The organism is Halopseudomonas litoralis (assembly GCF_900105005.1).
Taxonomy (GTDB): domain Bacteria; phylum Pseudomonadota; class Gammaproteobacteria; order Pseudomonadales; family Pseudomonadaceae; genus Halopseudomonas; species Halopseudomonas litoralis.
In genome coordinates this window covers 2422471-2438764 of sequence record NZ_LT629748.1, presented here as the reverse complement: position 1 = coordinate 2438764, position 16294 = coordinate 2422471, and the positions used below count along the sequence as shown (strand labels likewise).

The window sequence follows — 16294 nt, the reverse complement described above, 5'->3', positions numbered from 1 at the left end:
ACTCAGGTGCCGGTAGCGCAACGTGGGCAGAGATGATTATCGCCGCGCGGCTTCCAGCCCAGCTCAGCGATACGCTGCTCGGCCTTCGCGGTCCGTGCCTGCAGATTGTCCTTTTCCTGGGCGAGAAACTCGAAGGGCTGTTCCTTTGCGCACTCATCGCAGCGGATCGACCAGCCGAGCACCATCTGCCCGCTCAGGTTCGGGCCGTTGGCGGTGGCGGTCCATTGTCCCGGCGGGTTGATCAGATAGCGCACCTTGCCCACGACCAGTGGCAGGGGTAGGTCCTTGCTGCCCTTGACCGTGCAGATGAGTGTATCGCCTGGCTGAATACCGCCGCCCTGACCGGTGACCTGATACAGCCCACCCGCGAGTGTGCGGCATTCGATCAACGTGTGGGAAGGGTTGAGCGCTGTGCGCCGGAAGTCGTGTTCAGCCATGGGAGCTCCGCTTAGTAAGAAGACCCCATGATAACACTGGTGCAGGACGACATATCACTGTGCTCACTGATGGTCTGTGTCAGCCGTGGCTGGCTATATGATCGGTCGTCTGACTGGCGATAAAACAACAAGGAATCATTATGAGCGTAATGCAGCTATTCGATCTGACCGGCAAGGTCGCCCTCATCACCGGCGGCACCAAGGGTCTCGGCCTGCAGATGGCCGAAGCTTTGGGCGAGCAGGGTGCGAAGATCTTCATCAATGCGCGTAACCCTGCTGAAGTGGAAGAGGTCGTCGCCCAGCTGAATGCACGTGGCATCGAGGCGGGAGGTATTGCCTGCGATCTCGGTAAGCCCGACGGCAACCCGGTCACCGCCCTGGTTGACGCTGCTGAAGCGCGCTTCGGTACGGTGGATATTCTGATCAACAACGCCGGCACCACCTGGGGCCAGCCCGCCGTTGAGCACAGCTACGCCGGTTGGCAGAAAGTCATGGGCCTGAACGTCGATGTGTGTTTTCTCATGGCTCAGGAAGTGGCGCGTCGTTTCATGATTCCGCGCCGCTCCGGCAAGATCATTAACATCGCCTCGATTGCCGGCTTGAAGGGCAACGGCCCGAATACCGGTGTGTTCACCGTGGCCTACAACACCAGCAAGGCAGCGGCGATCAATCTGACCCGCGCGCTGGCCGGCGAGTGGGGCGCGTATGGCATCCACGTCAACGCCATCTGCCCGGGCTATTTCCCGACCAAGCTGGCCAAGGGGCTGGATCATGTGTCCGAATCGATCATCCGCAACACGCCGCTGGGGCGCGTTGGTGGCGAGGATGATATCAAAGGGCTGGCGCTGTTCTTTGCCAGTGATGCTTCCCGCCACGTGACCGGTCAGGCGATGGCGGTGGATGGTGGTTACTCGGCGGTCTGACGTCTGCCGGCTGCGCCCTGGTCATCCGGACGTACGCCGTTGCTCAGCACTCTGGCGACCTGTTCCACTTCGCTGCGGTGCTGGGCTTCCAGGGTTTCCATCTGCCGTTCGTGCAACTTGCGTTGGGCCTTGGGCAGGTCCTTCCAGGCCTGATGGGTCGGGATGTGCGCCGTCGCGTCATAAATGGTCTCGAACACCCGGACATCGAGATCGGCGCGCCGCGCTCCGCTGTAATTGTCCAGCAATACCTTGATCCGTATCGCCCCTTCGATCACCGGTAGCTGGCCGGTTACCAGGCTTTGCGCAAGTATTCGGATATCACCTTCCAGGCGTACATTGCGCTCCTCTTCCTTTCTGGTCAGGAGTTGCTGGTTGCGCCACACCCGGCGCCAGAGAATCACCGCGTACATGGCAAGTGCGAAGATGATGACAAGGCCGAGAATGATCAGCCAATCATTATTGGTCATGTTGGGTCCTAAAAACGCATGTCAGACGGGTCGATGGTGCCTTCTTCCCGCAATGTCAGTTTCGGTGACAGGAACAGGCCGGTACGGATATGTCCGTCAATCCGGTAGTTGACCGGCTGCTGATGCTCGACCAGTTTCACCAGGTCGCCCAGGTGACGCCAGATATTCGAGCGCACAGTCACATCGAAATATTCCGAGCCATAAGCCGGTACGTTGAATGCCTTGTCCGTGACGCCGGTGGCCAGACGCATGTTATTCAGGTACACCTGGTAATGCATGCCGCGGATCGGCAGGTTGCGACTGTTGGGGTTATCGACCCGCAGGCGCAGACGGAAGGATTGCTCCCAGAGGTTGGACTTGAGCATCTCTACATTGGCCAGACGTACCTCCGGCTCGGTATAGGACCGGTCGAATACGGCGCAGCCGTTAAGACCGAACAAGCCCGCCAGCAGGATCATCAACATCAGGCCCGGTGAACGTGTCATCAAGTGGTATCCCTCCGTTATAGCCATGCCACCCGTTTATTCAGATCTGTTGTCGGCGGCCGGCAGCCTGTTCATACTAACCCGGAATCTACCCAAGGGAGTGACAAGATGGCAGTTTTCGAGGTGGTTTTCCACGGTCAGGTTCGCGCTGACGTGGCGCCGGAGCAGGCCAGAGCACGTATTGGTCAGCTGTTTCAGGTGGCCGACCGGCAGCTGGACATGCTGTTTTCCGGACGGCGGATCGTTATCAAGCAGGGGCTGGATCAGGCCGCTGCGGAAAAATACCGCCAGGCCATTGAGCGGGCGGGCGCGCTTTGTGAGGTGCTGCCCGTGGCAGACAGCCCAGCTGAGGCTGCTCCACAGCCAGTCCCGAGGGTCACTCAGCCTGCGCAGCAATCAGCTGCCCCAGTACCGCGGGACGAGTTCATGGCGGCGTTCAGTGATGTAGAAGCGCCCGATTTGCCCATAGCGCCGCTGGGTTCGGATATGCAGGATGCCTATGCCGACCACACCCCGCTGTCCCTCGATCTGTCCGCCTTCAGCCTGGCGCCGCCCGGCAGTGACCTTGCGCAACTGAAGACATCAGTGCCGCTGGTCACACCGGACATCACCCACTTGCACATGCTCGACGAGGATTGAAGCGCGTATTCAGCAGCGGCAGCACTGCTTGAACTTGCGACCTGAGCCACAGGGGCAGGGCTCGTTGCGTCCGACATTCACCGGGTGGTTGGGATCGATGAAGTACCAGCGCTCGCCGATTCTGCAGAAATCCGAACATTCCAGATGCCTGTGTTGGCTGCCGTCCGGGTCGGCCCAGCGGGCGGTGAAGGTAACCTGCGCACGGTCGCTGGCGGTATCGGCATCCTCACGCTCCACCGTCAGGCCCAGCCAGTGGCTGTGGTGACTCCAGTCGGCCATGGCCTGGCGATCCAGCTGGGCTTGTTGAGCGGGCAGGGTGGTGGCGACCAGATAGTCGATCAGTTCCAGGGTGTAGGCGCTGTAGCGTGAACGCATCAATCGTCCCGCACTCGCCGCAGGCTCGCCCTGATGCAGCGGCTGGCAGCATTCAGCGTAGGGTTTGCCGTTGCCGCAGGGGCAGGGCGCTGTGGTAGTGGGAAATGCCATCTTGTCACCTGTCTTGTCGCGGCAGACCCACGCCCGCCGCCGTTCGCTAAATGGTATCATTCGCGCTCTGTTTCGGAGACCGCATGCTCAACGATGACCTCAAAGGCCAGATCCAGACGGCCTATCGCACCTTTCTCGAAAACAAGTCGCTGAAGCCGCGTTACGGCCAGCGGGTGATGATTGCCGAGGTGGCGAAACTCTTCGGTGGCGTCGAGCTGGATGACGAAGGGCATCGTGACGGCGAACCGGCGGTGGCCGTGGTGGAAGCAGGCACCGGTACTGGCAAGACCGTGGCCTACTGTCTGGCGGGCATTCCCATTGCCAAACATCTGGGCAAGCCGCTGGTTATCTCCACTGCCACGGTGGCGCTGCAGGAGCAGATCGTGCTCAAGGATCTGCCCGATATCCAGCGCAACGCCGGTCTCAATTTCCATTTCGCCCTGGCCAAGGGGCGTGGGCGTTATGTGTGTCTGTCCAAACTTGATCAGCTGCTGCAGGACAACCAGTCGCTGGCCAGCCAGCAGCAGGGCTTTGCCGAAGAAGGTTTTCGCATAGATGTGGATGAGGCCGGACTCAAACTCTATACCCGCATGGTCGAGGCGTTGGGCACCAACAAGTGGGACGGCGAGCGCGACTCCTGGCCCGAGGCGCTGGAGGATCAGGACTGGTCACGACTCACCACGGACCATATCCAGTGCACCAACCGGCGCTGTGGCCACTTCAACCAGTGCGTATTCTACAAGGCCCGCGAGGGCATCCAGAAGATCGACGTGATCGTCACCAACCATGATCTGGTGCTGGCGGATCTGGCTCTCGGTGGCGGGGCGATCCTGCCGGACCCGCGTGAATGCCTCTATGTATTCGACGAGGGCCACCACCTGCCGGATAAGGCGATTGCCCACTTTGCTCATCACACGCGCATGGCAGCCACCGCCGACTGGCTGGAGCAACTGGACAAGAACCTGTCCAAGCTGCTGGCCCAGCATCCGCTGCCGGGGGACTTCGGTCGTCTGCTTGAGCAGGTGCCGCAGCAGGCCCGCGAACTCAAACCCCATCAGCAGTTCATGAGCCAGGCTTTGGGTGAAGTGGCGGATTTTTCCAGCGCTGAGGATTTCTCCGGCCAGGTGCGGCCGCAGCATCGCTTTGAGCATGGCGTGGTACCTGAGCACATACGCGAGATGTCGCTGGAGCTGAAGGCCGGTTTTGGTCGCATCACTGATCTGCTACAGCGTATGGTTGATATGCTCAAGGAGGCCATGGACGGTGAGGTGGTCGGCGTGCATCAGACCCAGGCCGAAGAGTGGTATCCACTGTTCGGCGCCCTGCAGGCACGCGCCGAGGGCAACTGGACGCTGTGGACCCGGTTCAGTCTGCTGGACCCCGAAGACAAGCCGCCGACCGCACGCTGGCTGACCCTTACCGAGCAGAATGATCTGGAAGTGCACGTCAGCCCGATACTGGCGGCCGATACCCTGCGGCAATACCTCTGGCACAGCGCTTTCGCCGCGCTGGTGACCTCGGCGACCATTACTGCTCTGGGCCGTTTCGACCGTTACAGTCATCGTGCCGGGTTGCCGAAGAGCGCCGTTTGTACGCTCGCGCCCAGTCCGTTTCGTTATGCGGAGAGTGGCGTGCTGCGAGTGCCCAATCATGGCGCCGATCCCCGGGACAATGCTGGCCACAGCGCTTCCATCATCGAACATCTGCCTGCCATGCTGCAGGATGAGCCCGGCAGTCTGGTGCTGTTTTCCTCGCGGCGGCAGATGCTCGAGGTCTATGCCGGCTTGCCAGCGGATTTCCGCGAGCGGGTGCTGGTGCAGGGTGATCTGTCCAAGCAGGAGCTGATCCGCCAACACCGCGCGCGGGTCGATAAAGGCGAATCCAGTGTCATCTTCGGGCTGGCCAGCTTCGCCGAGGGTGTCGACCTGCCGGGCAAGTATTGCGAGCATGTGGTGATTGCCAAGATCCCCTTTGCGGTACCGGATGACCCGGTCGAAGCGGCGCTGTCGGAATGGATCGAACGCAACGGCGGTAACCCGTTCATGGAAATCGCCGTGCCGGACGCCTGTCTGCGGCTGGTACAGGCCTGCGGCCGACTGCTGCGTACCGAGCAGGATACCGGCACCATCACTCTGCTGGACCGACGCTTGGTCACCCAGCGGTACGGCAAGGCCATCCTGAATGCGCTGCCGCCGTTTCGTCGGGAAATCGATTGAGATATACCGTTTCATGACTGGATAAAGAATAAAGAGACTCCCATGACCCAGACCCAAGGCTATTTCGACCCCCGCTTTGAATCCGTGCGTGAACTGTTTGCGCAGCACCAGACCGATCCTCAGGCACGTGGCTCGGCGTTGTGCGTCACTGTCGGCGGTGAGACCGTGCTGGATCTGTGGCAGGGCGTGATGGACAAGGACAACAGCCAGGTCTGGGAGCAGGACACCCTGATCAACGTGTTTTCCTGCACCAAGCCATTGGGCGCGGTTGCCTTGCTGCAGCAGGTCGAAGCGGGCCGGATCGGGCTGGATGACAGGGTCGCTGATGTCTGGCCGGAGTTCGCCCAGGCGGGCAAGGAGCAGATCACCCTGCGGCAGATTCTCAGTCATCGGGCGGGGTTATCCGCCGTCAGCGAACCGCTGGATCCCGAGGCGCTGTTCGACTGGCAGGCGATGACGTCGGCCATTGCTGCCCAGCAGCCCTGGTGGACTCCCGGCGAAGCACATGGTTACGCACCCTTGACCTACGCCTGGCTGCTCGGTGAGCCGCTGCGGCGGTTGACTGGTCAGATGCCGGGAGATTATCTGCGCGACCACCTCTGCGCTCCGCTTGGTATGGATTTCCACGTCGGTGTTGCCGATGAGGACTTGCCGCGGATCGCCCATGTCTCACGTTTACGCAACCAGCAGGGTGATCAGTATGCCCGTGATCTGTTTGCTGCCATGGGTGATCCGCAAGGACTGGCCTGGAAGGCTTTCGGCAACCCGACCAGCCTGCAGACCAGTACCAATAAACCAGCCTGGCAGCAGGCCCAGATCCTGTCTGCCAACGGCACCGGCAATGCTCGTTCGCTGGCGCGGTTCTGGCAGGTCATGGCCCACGACGGCAGTCTAGGCGGAACACAGCTGTTGGATGCGGAACTGGTCGCATTGATGCGCCGGGAGCACAGCGTCGGCATGGACCGCACGCTGCGCTGCCCGACCCGTTTCGGGCTGGGCGTCATGCTGGAGCAGGAGTGGCAGGGCGGCAGTTTCGGTATGGGCGTTAACGCCTTCGGTCATCCGGGCGCCGGTGGCGCGCTGGGTTTTGCCGATCCGGATGCTCGGGTCGGGTTTGGTTACGTAACCAATACCATGGGCCCTTATGTGCTGACCGATCCGCGTGCCGGCGAACTGAGCCGGGAGGTATATCGATGTCTGCGCGAGCGCGATTGAAGGATCTTGCCCGGGGTCAATGGTTGCTGCCACGCTACAGTGCTAGGCTTGTGTCATAACCTTTCAGGAGTACATGAATGAAGCTCAGCATCGCCGATATGCGCCGCAACTACACCCGTGATGGGCTGCTGGAGAGCCAGGCAGCGGATGACCCCATTGCCCAGTTTGGAACCTGGTTCAGTCAGGCGGTGGACGTCGAGCCAAACGAGCCGAACGCCATGATGCTGGCCACCGTCGATGCCGACGGCCAGCCGCACCTGCGTACGTTGCTGCTCAAGGGCTTTGACGAGCGGGGCTTCGTATTCTTCACCAACTACCAGAGTGCCAAGGGTGAGCAGCTGTTGGCGCATCCGCGCGCCGCCATCACCTTCTGGTGGCACGACCTGGAACGTCAGGTGCGAATTGAGGGATCGGTTGAACAGGTGAGCGGTGAGGAATCCGATTCCTACTATCACAGCAGGCCGCTGGGCAGCCGTCTGGGCGCCTGGACCTCGCCTCAGAGCCAGGTGATCAGTGGGCGCGATGTGCTGGAGCAGCGTCTTGCTGCTGTCGAGGCGACGTATGCTGACACGCCACCACCACGCCCACCGCACTGGGGCGGCTTCCGTCTGGTACCGCAGATGGTCGAATTCTGGCAGGGCCGTCCGAGCCGGCTGCATGATCGTTTGCGTTATTGCCTGGAAGGTGGGAACTGGCGACGGGAACGACTGGCGCCATAACAATCGCTGGATGGCAGTGGGTCTTGAAAGACAAGAACGGCTGGCAACCTGAGTTGCCAGCCGTTTTGCATTACAGCAGCATCGACCGGATATCACCCAGCAGTTCACCCAGACGCTTGGTGAACAGGGCCGCGGCGGCGCCGTTGACGGCGCGGTGGTCGTAGGACAGGGACAGCGGCAGCATCAGGCGCGGCTCGAAAGCCTTGCCGTCCCACACCGGTTGCATCGTCGCCCGGCTGACGCCGAGGATGGCGACTTCCGGCGTGTTGACGATCGGTGTGAAGTAGGTGCCACCAATGTGCCCCAGGCTGGAGATGGTGAAGCAGGCACCCTGCATGTCGTTGGCCGACAGCTTCTTGTTGCGCGCCTTGTCCGCCAGCTCGGCCGCTTCGCCAGCCAGTTCCAGCAGACTCTTCTTGTCCACGTCACGGATCACCGCAACCAGCAGACCGTCCGGGGTGTCCACGGCAAAGCCGATGTGCACGTAGTTCTTCTGGATCAGCTGCTTGCCGTTGGGCGCCAGCGACACGTTGAAGTTCGGCTGTTCGCGCAACAGATGAGCACAGGCCTTGAGCAGGAACGGCAGCACGGTCAGTTTGACACCGGCCTTCTCTGCAACCGCTTTCTGCGCCTTGCGGAAGTCTTCCAGCTCGCTGATGTCGGCCAGGTCGAACTGAGTGACATGCGGCACGTTCAGCCAGCTGCGGTGCAGGTTGCTGGCGCCGACCTGTTGCAGGCGGGTCATGTCTTTCAGTTCCACTTCACCGAAGCGGCTGAAATCGACCTCCGGCACCTGCGGGATGCCGGCACCACCAGTGGCACCGCCAGTATCCTTGCTCTTGCGCATCACATTCTGAACGAAGCTTTGTACGTCTTCCTTCAGGATACGGCTGCGCGGGCCGCTGCCGCTGACTTCCGCAAGCTCTATCCCGAACTCCCGGGCCAGTTTGCGTACAGCAGGGCCGGCGTGCACTTTCTTGCCACTGCGGCTGGGTGCACCCACCGGAGCTGGGGCAGGTTCCTCGGCTGGGGCCTTGGCAGGTTCTTCCTTCGCCGGTGCTGCGGCTGGCTTGTCTTCGGTCTTGGCCGCCGGAGCCGGTGCGGATTCCGCCTCGGTTTCCTCAGCGACACCTTCCACGCGCATGCGCAGCATCAGATCGCCGGTCTTCACCTGCTGATCCATCTGCACTTCGATGGCTTCGATCACGCCGGCTGCCGGCGCGGGGATTTCCATGCTGGCCTTGTCGGATTCCAGCGTCAGCAGGCTCTGTTCGGCCTCGACACGGTCGCCCTTGGCGACCATGATTTCAATAACCTGTGCGCCGCCGTCGCCGATATCCGGGATATTGAAAGACTGAACACTACTTTCAGACTTCTTCGCTGCCGGTTTTTCCGCAGGCGCGGGAGTTTCTTCCTGCTTGGCTGATGATTCTTCGGCCTTGGGTTCTTCAGCAGCGGGTTCCTGGCTCGGTGCCTCGTCGGCGCCGGCCACATCCAGCTCGATCAGGTCGGTGCCTTCCTTGAGTGTGTCACCCATCTTGACCTTGATGGCCTTCACCACCCCGGCCTTGGGGGAGGGCAGCTCCATGCTGGCCTTGTCCGATTCCAGCGTGACGAGGCTCTGCTCGACTTCGATGGAGTCGCCGACCTGGACCAGAATCTCAATAACTTCGCCTTCACCGCCGCCGATGTCGGGTACCTTGATCAATTCACTCATGGCGCTCTCCTCAGCAGTTCAGCGGGTTGGTTTTGTTCGGGTCCAGACCGAAGGTGGTCTGTGCCTCGACCAGTACCTCGGGCTGCAGCTCGCCATTTTCGACCAGCGCTGCCAAGGCGCTGTAGGCGACCCAGCGGCGATCGACTTCAAAGAAATCGCGTAGTTTGCGACGTGTATCGCTACGTCCGAAGCCGTCGGTACCCAGCACTTTGAAGTTGCCCGGCACCCATTGGCGGATCTGCTCGGCATACAATTTCATGTAGTCGGTGGCGGCAATGGTCGGACCGCTGCGCTCGGCCAGGTTCTGCTCGACAAAGGTCAGACGGGGGGTGTCGGTTGGGTGCAGACGATTCCAACGCTCTACATCCAGACCGTCACGGCGCAGTTCGTTGAAGCTGGTAACGCTCCAGATATCCGCGCTGATACCGTAGTTTTTGCGCAGGATTTCAGCCGCTTCGCGCACTTCGCGCAGGATAGTGCCGCTGCCCATAAGCTGCACGTGCTGCTTGCCTTTTTCCTTGGCTTCTTCGAGCAGGTACATGCCGCGGATGATGCCATCCTCCACGCCTTCGGGCATGGGCGGATGGGTATAGGCCTCGTTCATCACGGTCAGGTAATAGAAGACGTTTTCCTGCTCTTCCATCATCCGTCGTGCACCTTCACGAATGATCACCGCCAGCTCGTAGCCATAGGTGGGGTCATAGGTGCGGCAGTTGGGAATGGTGCCAGCCAGAATGTGGCTGTGCCCGTCCTCGTGCTGCAGGCCTTCGCCATTCAGTGTCGTGCGACCAGCGGTTCCACCCAGCAGGAAGCCCTTGGCGCGGCTGTCGCCAGCGGCCCAGGCCAGATCGCCGATGCGCTGGAAGCCGAACATCGAGTAGAAGATATAGAACGGCAGCATTGGCTGGTCGTAGGTGCTGTAGGCAGTCGCAGCGGCAATCCAGCTGGACATGCCGCCGGCTTCGGTGATGCCCTCTTCGAGAATCTGTCCCTTCTTGTCCTCGCGGTAGAACATCACCTGATCCTTGTCGACCGGCTCGTACAGCTGACCGACGGAAGAGTAGATGCCCAACTGGCGGAACATGCCCTCCATACCGAAGGTGCGGGCTTCATCCGGCACGATGGGTACGATGCGTGGGCCCAGTTCCTTGTCCTTGAGCAGTTGCGCAAGAATACGCACGAAGGACATGGTGGTGGACACTTCGCGTTCGCCGGTACCGTCGAGAATACTCTTCAAGGTTTCCAGCGGCGGGATTGGCAGTGGCCGGCTTTGCTGACGGCGCTGGGGCATGTAACCGCCGAGCGCTTCACGGCGCGAGTGCAGGTACTTGTACTCGGGCGTTCCCTCCTCGGGACGGTAGAAGGGCAGCTTCTCCAGTTCGGTGTCATTGAGCGGAATGCCGAAGCGGTCGCGGAAGGTCTTCAGGCTCTCGATGTCGACCTTCTTGGTGTTGTGCGCGGTGTTCTGGCCCTGACCGGCGCCGGTACCATAGCCCTTGATGGTCTTGGCCAGAATGACGGTAGGTTGGCCTTCGTGATGGACCGCTTCGTGATAGGCCGCATATACCTTGTACGGGTCGTGACCGCCGCGGTTGAGCTTCCAGACTTCGGCGTCGGTCATGCCTTCGACCATCTTCTTCAGCTCCGGGCGGGTGCCGAAGAAATGCTCGCGCACATAAGCGCCGTCATTGGCCTTGTAGTTCTGATAGTCGCCATCTACGGCTTCTTCCATGCGTTCCTGCAGCAGACCATCGACATCCTTGGCCAGCAGCGGATCCCACAGGCGGCCCCAGATGACCTTGATCACGTGCCAGTCGGCACCGCGGAAGTTGCCTTCCAGCTCCTGGATGATCTTGCCGTTGCCGCGCACCGGGCCGTCCAGGCGCTGCAGGTTGCAGTTGATGACAAAGATCAGGTTGTCGAGTTTTTCCCGACCAGCCAGGGAAATGGCGCCGAGGGACTCCGGCTCGTCACACTCGCCGTCACCCAGGAAGCACCAGACCTTCTGTTTGCCCGGCTCGATGAAGCCACGGCTTTCCAGGTACTTCATGAAGCGTGCCTGGTAGATAGCCTGAATCGGGCCCAGACCCATGGATACGGTGGGGAACTGCCAGAAGTCGGGCATCAGCCAGGGGTGCGGGTAGGAAGACAGCCCGTCGCCGCCCACTTCCTGGCGGTAGTTGGTCATCTGCTCTTCGCTGATGCGGCCTTCAAGGAACGCGCGGGCGTAGATGCCCGGTGAAGCGTGCCCCTGGAAAAAGACCAGGTCGCCGCCGTGTTCCTCGGTCGGGGCCTTGAAGAAGTAGTTGAAGCCGATGTCATACAGGGTGGCGCTGGAAGCAAAGGTGGAAATGTGACCACCCAGGTCCGGGTCCTGCAGGTTGGCGCGCATCACCATGGCCAGAGCATTCCAGCGCACCATGGAGCGGATGCGACGTTCCATGAACAGGTCGCCGGGCATAACTGCTTCATGGGTGACAGGGATGGTGTTGCGATAGGGGGTGGTGATGGCATAAGGCAGGCGGGTGCCGGTGCGACTGGCCAGCTCGCCCATACGCTTGATCAGATACTCCGCCCGACCTTCGCCCTCGGCGTCGAGAACGGATTCCAGGGCATCGAGCCATTCCTGGGTTTCGAGTGGATCGATATCAGCATGCTTCATATTGTTCTCCAGACCTTGTGGGTCCCATGGTGGAAAAACAATTGCATTGCCGGAGCGGGGTGGTGAGGCTCGGGAATGCAATGGTCAACGGTGCGTGTAGTTTTACTACAAAATGAAGAAAAAAACTATCTGTATGCGCGGCTTTCTGTAGTGAAACTACATTACCGGTCAGGGTTTTCATGTTGTGCTCTTTTCCATGGCCCCCCGAGCGTGGCACTCTGCATCTTTCGAATGTCTTCAGGATAGACCATGTCTCTTTCATTGCCGCCCCCATCAACGGTCGCCCTGCAGCAGCTGGTCGATCACCATCTGGCACAGTGGCGGCTGGCCATTCGACAGGCCGGACTGGAAGCCAGCCTGCCGCAGCTCGGTGGGGCCTTCATTACCGAAATGCCGCAGGTGCTGGCGGGCAGCGATTTCGTCGCCGAACAACTGCGTCGCGAGCCGGAGATGGCCTGGCGGCTGATTGAAGACCAGCGATTGTGGCGATCATTGGCAACCGGTGAGATGGCTGAGCTGCTGAGTCAGGCACTGGCTCCAGCAACCAGCGAGGAGGAGCTGGCCCAATTGCTGCGCCGTTTCCGCCAGCAACACCAGGTGCGCATCATCTGGCGCGATGTGCTGGGCCATGCCCCGACCATGGAGACTACCCGCGACCTGTCCGACATGGCCGATGCCTGTCTGGAGCAGGGTTACCGCTGGCTCTATCGACAGCTGGTCGAGAGCCTGGGAACGCCCTGCAATCATCTTGGGGAGGCGCAGCACCTGGTCGTGCTGGGCATGGGCAAGCTGGGTGCCCATGAACTGAACCTGTCTTCGGATATCGACCTGATCTTTGCCTATCCGAGTTCCGGTGAAACCCAGGGTGGACGGCGCAGCCTGTCCAACCAGGAATTCTTTACCCGTATCGGCCAGCGACTGATCAAGCTGCTGGACGAAGTGACGGTCGATGGCTTCGTATTCCGCGTGGATATGCGCTTGCGCCCCTATGGCGACAGCGGTGCGCTGGTGTTCAGCTTCAACGCCCTGGAACAGTACTACCAGAGTCAGGGTCGCGACTGGGAGCGCTACGCGATGATCAAGGCGCGCGTGGTAGCGGGCGACCAGCAGGCGGGTGCCGAGCTGCTGTCCATGCTCAAACCCTTTGTTTATCGGCGTTACCTGGATTTCGCCGCCATTGAAGCACTGCGCAACCTCAAACTGATGATCCAGCGTGAAGTGAAACGCAAGGGGCTGGAGGATAACGTCAAGTTGGGTGCTGGTGGCATACGTGAAGTGGAATTCATCGGCCAGGCATTCCAGCTGATCCACGGCGGGCGCGACCGCAGCCTGCAGCAGCGGCCGATTCTCCCGGTGCTGGACGTGTTGGCCACCAATGTCTATTTGCCGGATGCTGCGGTGGACGAACTCAAGGGCGCCTACCTGTTCCTGCGTGATACCGAACATGCGCTGCAGGCCATCGATGACCGCCAGACGCAGATGCTGCCGACCGATGCGCTGGGCCGGGCCCGTGTGGCATTGGTCATGGGGTTCAGCTCCTGGGACGAATATCTTGCGCAATTGAATCTGCAGCGCAGCAAGGTTGCGCGGCACTTCGCCGGAGTAATCGCCGACCCGGATGACGATGAGGATCAGCCGCAGGCCGATTATGCGGAATGGATACTCCTGTGGGATGACCTGCCCGAAGCGGAGCAGGCGCAGGAGCAATTGGCCGAGGGCGGCTTCAAGGATCCGGCGCGCGCCTGGAACCAGTTGCACACGCTGATGGCCTCGACGCGGGTGCGGGCCATGCAGCGCATGAGCCGCGAGCGACTCGACATCTTCATGCCGCGGCTGCTGGGCATGGCCTGTGAGCAGGAAGATCCGGACCTGGCCCTGGAACGCGTCATGCCGTTGGTCGAAGCGGTGGCCCGGCGTTCCGCCTACCTGGTGCTGTTGACGGAAAACCCCGGGGCCCTGCATGAGTTGCTGGTGCTGTGTTCCGCCAGCCCGCTGGTCGCCGAGCAGATTACCCGCTATCCGGTGGTGCTGGATGAGCTGCTGAATTCGGGCCGCTTGTACCGGCCCCCGGAAATCGCCGAGCTGGTGGACGAATTGCGTCAGGAGCTGGTGCGCATTCCCGAGGACGATCTGGAGCAGCAGATGGAAGTGCTGCGCTATTTCAAGCGCGCCCACGTGCTGCGCGTGGTCGCCTCGGAAATCGCCGGAAGCCTGCCGCTGATGAAGGTCAGCGACTACCTGACCTGGATTGCCGAGGCCATCCTGCAGCAGGTTCTGGAGCTGGCCTGGAGCGATATGGTTCGGCGTCACGGTGTACCGCGGCGGCATGATGGCAGTCTCTGTGAGCTGGACTTCATCATTGTCGGATACGGCAAGGTCGGCGGTATCGAACTGGCCCACGGGTCGGATCTGGACCTGGTGTTTATTCATGACGGTGACACTGATGCAGAGACCGACGGGGCGCGACCACTGGACGGCGGCCGTTTCTATACCCGCCTGGGGCAGCGCATCATCCATATCCTCACGGCTCAGACCATGTCTGGTGCGCTCTACGATGTGGACATGCGTCTGCGTCCTTCCGGCGATGCCGGTCTGCTGGTGACCTCGCTGGACGCCTTTGCCCGCTACCAGCGTGAGGAAGCCTGGACCTGGGAGCACCAGGCTCTGGTGCGGGCACGTCCACTGGCGGGTTGCCCGCGCCTGGGTGACAAGTTCATCGCCCTGCGTGCCGATGTGCTGGGGCGCGAGCGGGATGAGGAAAAGTTGCGTCAGGACGTGTTGGTGATGCGTCAGAAAATGCGTGACAACCTGGCCACACAGGCGACCAGAGGCGGTTTTGATCCCGTCGCCTTCACCGCCGATGCCGCCTTTGATCTCAAGCAGGACGCGGGAGGTATCGTTGATATCGAATTTATGGTGCAATATGCGGTTCTGGCCTGGTCGTGCCGGTACCCCGAGTTACTGCTCTTTACGGATAACATCAGAATATTGGACGGGCTGCGTGACGCCGGATTGATCGCCGGCGAGGACGTTCAGCGTTTGCAGGAGGCTTACAAAGCCTACCGAGCAGCAGCCCATCGCCTGGCTTTGCAGAAGCAGCCGGGGAAAACACCTGGCGACCAGTTTCATGACTACCGACATGACATCATCCGACTCTGGCAGCAATGGCTGCCGGACGCCGCGGGTGCCTGAATAAGGCTAATATTCAGTCAGTGCGGCAGGCATGATCAGGCCGAAAAACGATAGGAAAGCGCCGCCGGGCCTCCCGAAAGCGGACGCGGATTCCTGAACCCTAGATAGATATATGAATGGAGCTGGCTGTTATGTCGATGGCTGATCGTGATGGTGTTATCTGGTTTGATGGTCAAATGGTTCCCTGGCGCGATGCCAACGTACATGTGCTGACTCACTCGCTGCACTATGGCATGGGCGTGTTCGAAGGCATCCGTGCCTACAACACCGACGAGGGCACCGCCATCTTCCGTCTGCAGGCGCATACCGATCGTCTGTTTGACTCTGCCCACATCATGGGCATGAAGATTCCCTATACCAAAGAAGAAATCAACGAAGCGTGCCGCGCCGCAGTGCGTGACAACAACCTGGAAACCGCCTACGTGCGGCCGCTGGTGTTCTACGGTTCCGAAGGCATGGGCATTCGTGCTGACAACCTCAAAGTACATGTCGCCGTCGCGGCCTGGTACTGGGGTGCCTACATGGGTGATGAAGCTCTGGAGAAGGGTATCAAGATCCGCACCAGCTCTTTTACCCGTCACCACGTCAACATCACCATGACCCGTGCCAAATCCACCGGCGCCTATATGAACTCCATGCTGGCACTTCAGGAAGCAGTGTCGGCCGGTGCTGACGAAGCACTGTTGCTGGACCCGGAAGGTTACGTCGCAGAAGGCTCCGGTGAGAACATCTTCATCGTCAAGGACGGTGTCATCATCACTCCGGAAGTCACTGCCTGCCTGAACGGCATCACCCGCGGCACCGTGCTGGCGCTGGCAGAGGAAATGGGCATCAAGGTGATCGAGAAGCGCATCACCCGCGACGAAGTCTATATCGCTGACGAAGCCTTCTTCACCGGTACCGCAGCGGAAGTCACCCCGATCCGGGAAGTGGATTGCCGCCAGATCGGCATCGGTCGCCGTGGCCCGGTCACCGAGAAGCTGCAGAAAGCTTACTTTGACCTGGTCAACGGCAGGGACAGCGCGCGCGGTGAATGGCTGACGCTGGTCAAATGACCGCGACAGGCAGCGGGCGGCCAATGGTAGATTGTGGGCGGTTGCCTGCAGCTGGCCATTCGGTACGAGCCGCTCGTTGTC

13 protein-coding genes are annotated in these 16294 nt (G+C 60.9%); 7 read left to right on the top strand and 6 right to left on the bottom strand.

Features of this window, described 5'->3' with window-relative positions; genetic code table 11:
- Positions 1–2: 2 nt before the first annotated feature.
- A complete protein-coding gene (locus tag BLU11_RS11840; protein WP_090273587.1) occupies positions 3–437 on the bottom strand; it encodes a hypothetical protein in 435 nt (144 codons plus the stop codon).
- 140 nt (positions 438–577) lie between these two features.
- On the opposite strand from BLU11_RS11840, the gene BLU11_RS11835 reads away from it, so the two are divergent.
- On the top strand, positions 578–1360 hold the full coding sequence (locus BLU11_RS11835) for an SDR family oxidoreductase (protein ID WP_090273585.1): 783 nt from the start codon (positions 578–580) through the stop codon (positions 1358–1360).
- On the opposite strand, the gene BLU11_RS11830 is transcribed toward BLU11_RS11835, so the two are convergent.
- Both BLU11_RS11830 and BLU11_RS11825 read right to left on the bottom strand, forming a co-directional pair.
- Positions 1345–1827: a DUF2489 domain-containing protein gene (locus BLU11_RS11830; RefSeq protein ID WP_090273582.1), complete on the bottom strand. Its 483-nt coding sequence runs from the start codon at positions 1825–1827 to the stop codon at positions 1345–1347. The genes BLU11_RS11835 and BLU11_RS11830 overlap by 16 nt on opposite strands.
- 8 nt (positions 1828–1835) lie before the next feature.
- On the bottom strand, positions 1836–2312 hold the full coding sequence (locus BLU11_RS11825) for an LEA type 2 family protein (RefSeq protein WP_157718669.1): 477 nt from the start codon (positions 2310–2312) through the stop codon (positions 1836–1838).
- A 108-nt stretch (positions 2313–2420) separates the two neighbouring features.
- Here BLU11_RS11825 and BLU11_RS11820 point away from each other — a divergent pair, with 108 nt between their 5' ends.
- A complete protein-coding gene (locus BLU11_RS11820; protein WP_090273578.1) occupies positions 2421–2951 on the top strand; it encodes a hypothetical protein in 531 nt (176 codons plus the stop codon).
- Between the two features lie 9 nt (positions 2952–2960).
- On the opposite strand, the gene BLU11_RS11815 is transcribed toward BLU11_RS11820, so the two are convergent.
- Positions 2961–3437, bottom strand: a complete 477-nt coding sequence (locus tag BLU11_RS11815) for a YchJ family protein (protein ID WP_090273576.1) — start codon at positions 3435–3437, stop codon at positions 2961–2963.
- Between the two features lie 83 nt (positions 3438–3520).
- On the opposite strand from BLU11_RS11815, the gene dinG reads away from it, so the two are divergent.
- The 3 genes from dinG to pdxH all read left to right on the top strand — a co-directional run bounded on the left by dinG (position 3521) and on the right by pdxH (position 7587).
- Positions 3521–5653 carry an ATP-dependent DNA helicase DinG gene (dinG, locus tag BLU11_RS11810; protein ID WP_090273575.1) on the top strand — a complete coding sequence of 711 codons (2133 nt, stop codon included), beginning with the start codon at positions 3521–3523 and terminating at the stop codon, positions 5651–5653.
- 42 nt (positions 5654–5695) lie between these two features.
- On the top strand, positions 5696–6868 hold the full coding sequence (locus BLU11_RS11805) for a serine hydrolase domain-containing protein (RefSeq protein WP_090273573.1): 1173 nt from the start codon (positions 5696–5698) through the stop codon (positions 6866–6868).
- Between the two features lie 77 nt (positions 6869–6945).
- Positions 6946–7587: a pyridoxamine 5'-phosphate oxidase gene (gene pdxH, locus BLU11_RS11800; RefSeq protein ID WP_090273571.1), complete on the top strand. Its 642-nt coding sequence runs from the start codon at positions 6946–6948 to the stop codon at positions 7585–7587.
- A gap of 70 nt (positions 7588–7657) precedes the next feature.
- Here the strand turns inward: pdxH and aceF are convergent, their stop codons facing one another.
- Positions 7658–9304: a dihydrolipoyllysine-residue acetyltransferase gene (aceF, locus tag BLU11_RS11795; protein WP_090273569.1), complete on the bottom strand. Its 1647-nt coding sequence runs from the start codon at positions 9302–9304 to the stop codon at positions 7658–7660.
- Positions 9305–9314: 10 nt separating this feature from the next.
- Positions 9315–11966, bottom strand: coding sequence for a pyruvate dehydrogenase (acetyl-transferring), homodimeric type (gene aceE / locus BLU11_RS11790; protein WP_090273568.1), 2652 nt, complete (start codon positions 11964–11966; stop codon positions 9315–9317).
- A 249-nt stretch (positions 11967–12215) separates the two neighbouring features.
- On the opposite strand from aceE, the gene glnE reads away from it, so the two are divergent.
- Both glnE and BLU11_RS11780 read left to right on the top strand, forming a co-directional pair.
- Entirely contained in the window at positions 12216–15158 is a 2943-nt protein-coding gene (gene glnE / locus BLU11_RS11785; protein ID WP_090273566.1) for a bifunctional [glutamate--ammonia ligase]-adenylyl-L-tyrosine phosphorylase/[glutamate--ammonia-ligase] adenylyltransferase, read from the top strand.
- A 131-nt stretch (positions 15159–15289) separates the two neighbouring features.
- Positions 15290–16213 (top strand): branched-chain amino acid transaminase, encoded by a 924-nt coding sequence (locus tag BLU11_RS11780; RefSeq protein WP_090273565.1) that lies wholly within the window; start codon positions 15290–15292, stop codon positions 16211–16213.
- The last annotated feature ends 81 nt before the right edge of the window (positions 16214–16294 follow it).

Bases quoted from the DNA above. Each gene is read 5' to 3' on its own strand.
- pdxH (WP_090273571.1), top strand. From the start codon at position 6,946: ATGAAGCTCAGCATCGCCGATATGCGCCGCAACTACACCCGTGATGGG.
- BLU11_RS11780 (WP_090273565.1), top strand. From the start codon at position 15,290: ATGTCGATGGCTGATCGTGATGGTGTTATCTGGTTTGATGGTCAAATG.
- BLU11_RS11830 (WP_090273582.1), bottom strand. From the start codon at position 1,827: ATGACCAATAATGATTGGCTGATCATTCTCGGCCTTGTCATCATCTTC.
- BLU11_RS11840 (WP_090273587.1), bottom strand. From the start codon at position 437: ATGGCTGAACACGACTTCCGGCGCACAGCGCTCAACCCTTCCCACACG.
- BLU11_RS11815 (WP_090273576.1), bottom strand. From the start codon at position 3,437: ATGGCATTTCCCACTACCACAGCGCCCTGCCCCTGCGGCAACGGCAAA.
- BLU11_RS11825 (WP_157718669.1), bottom strand. From the start codon at position 2,312: ATGACACGTTCACCGGGCCTGATGTTGATGATCCTGCTGGCGGGCTTG.
- BLU11_RS11820 (WP_090273578.1), top strand. From the start codon at position 2,421: ATGGCAGTTTTCGAGGTGGTTTTCCACGGTCAGGTTCGCGCTGACGTG.
- BLU11_RS11835 (WP_090273585.1), top strand. From the start codon at position 578: ATGAGCGTAATGCAGCTATTCGATCTGACCGGCAAGGTCGCCCTCATC.
- aceF (WP_090273569.1), bottom strand. From the start codon at position 9,304: ATGAGTGAATTGATCAAGGTACCCGACATCGGCGGCGGTGAAGGCGAA.
- glnE (WP_090273566.1), top strand. From the start codon at position 12,216: ATGTCTCTTTCATTGCCGCCCCCATCAACGGTCGCCCTGCAGCAGCTG.
- dinG (WP_090273575.1), top strand. From the start codon at position 3,521: ATGCTCAACGATGACCTCAAAGGCCAGATCCAGACGGCCTATCGCACC.
- BLU11_RS11805 (WP_090273573.1), top strand. From the start codon at position 5,696: ATGACCCAGACCCAAGGCTATTTCGACCCCCGCTTTGAATCCGTGCGT.
- aceE (WP_090273568.1), bottom strand. From the start codon at position 11,966: ATGAAGCATGCTGATATCGATCCACTCGAAACCCAGGAATGGCTCGAT.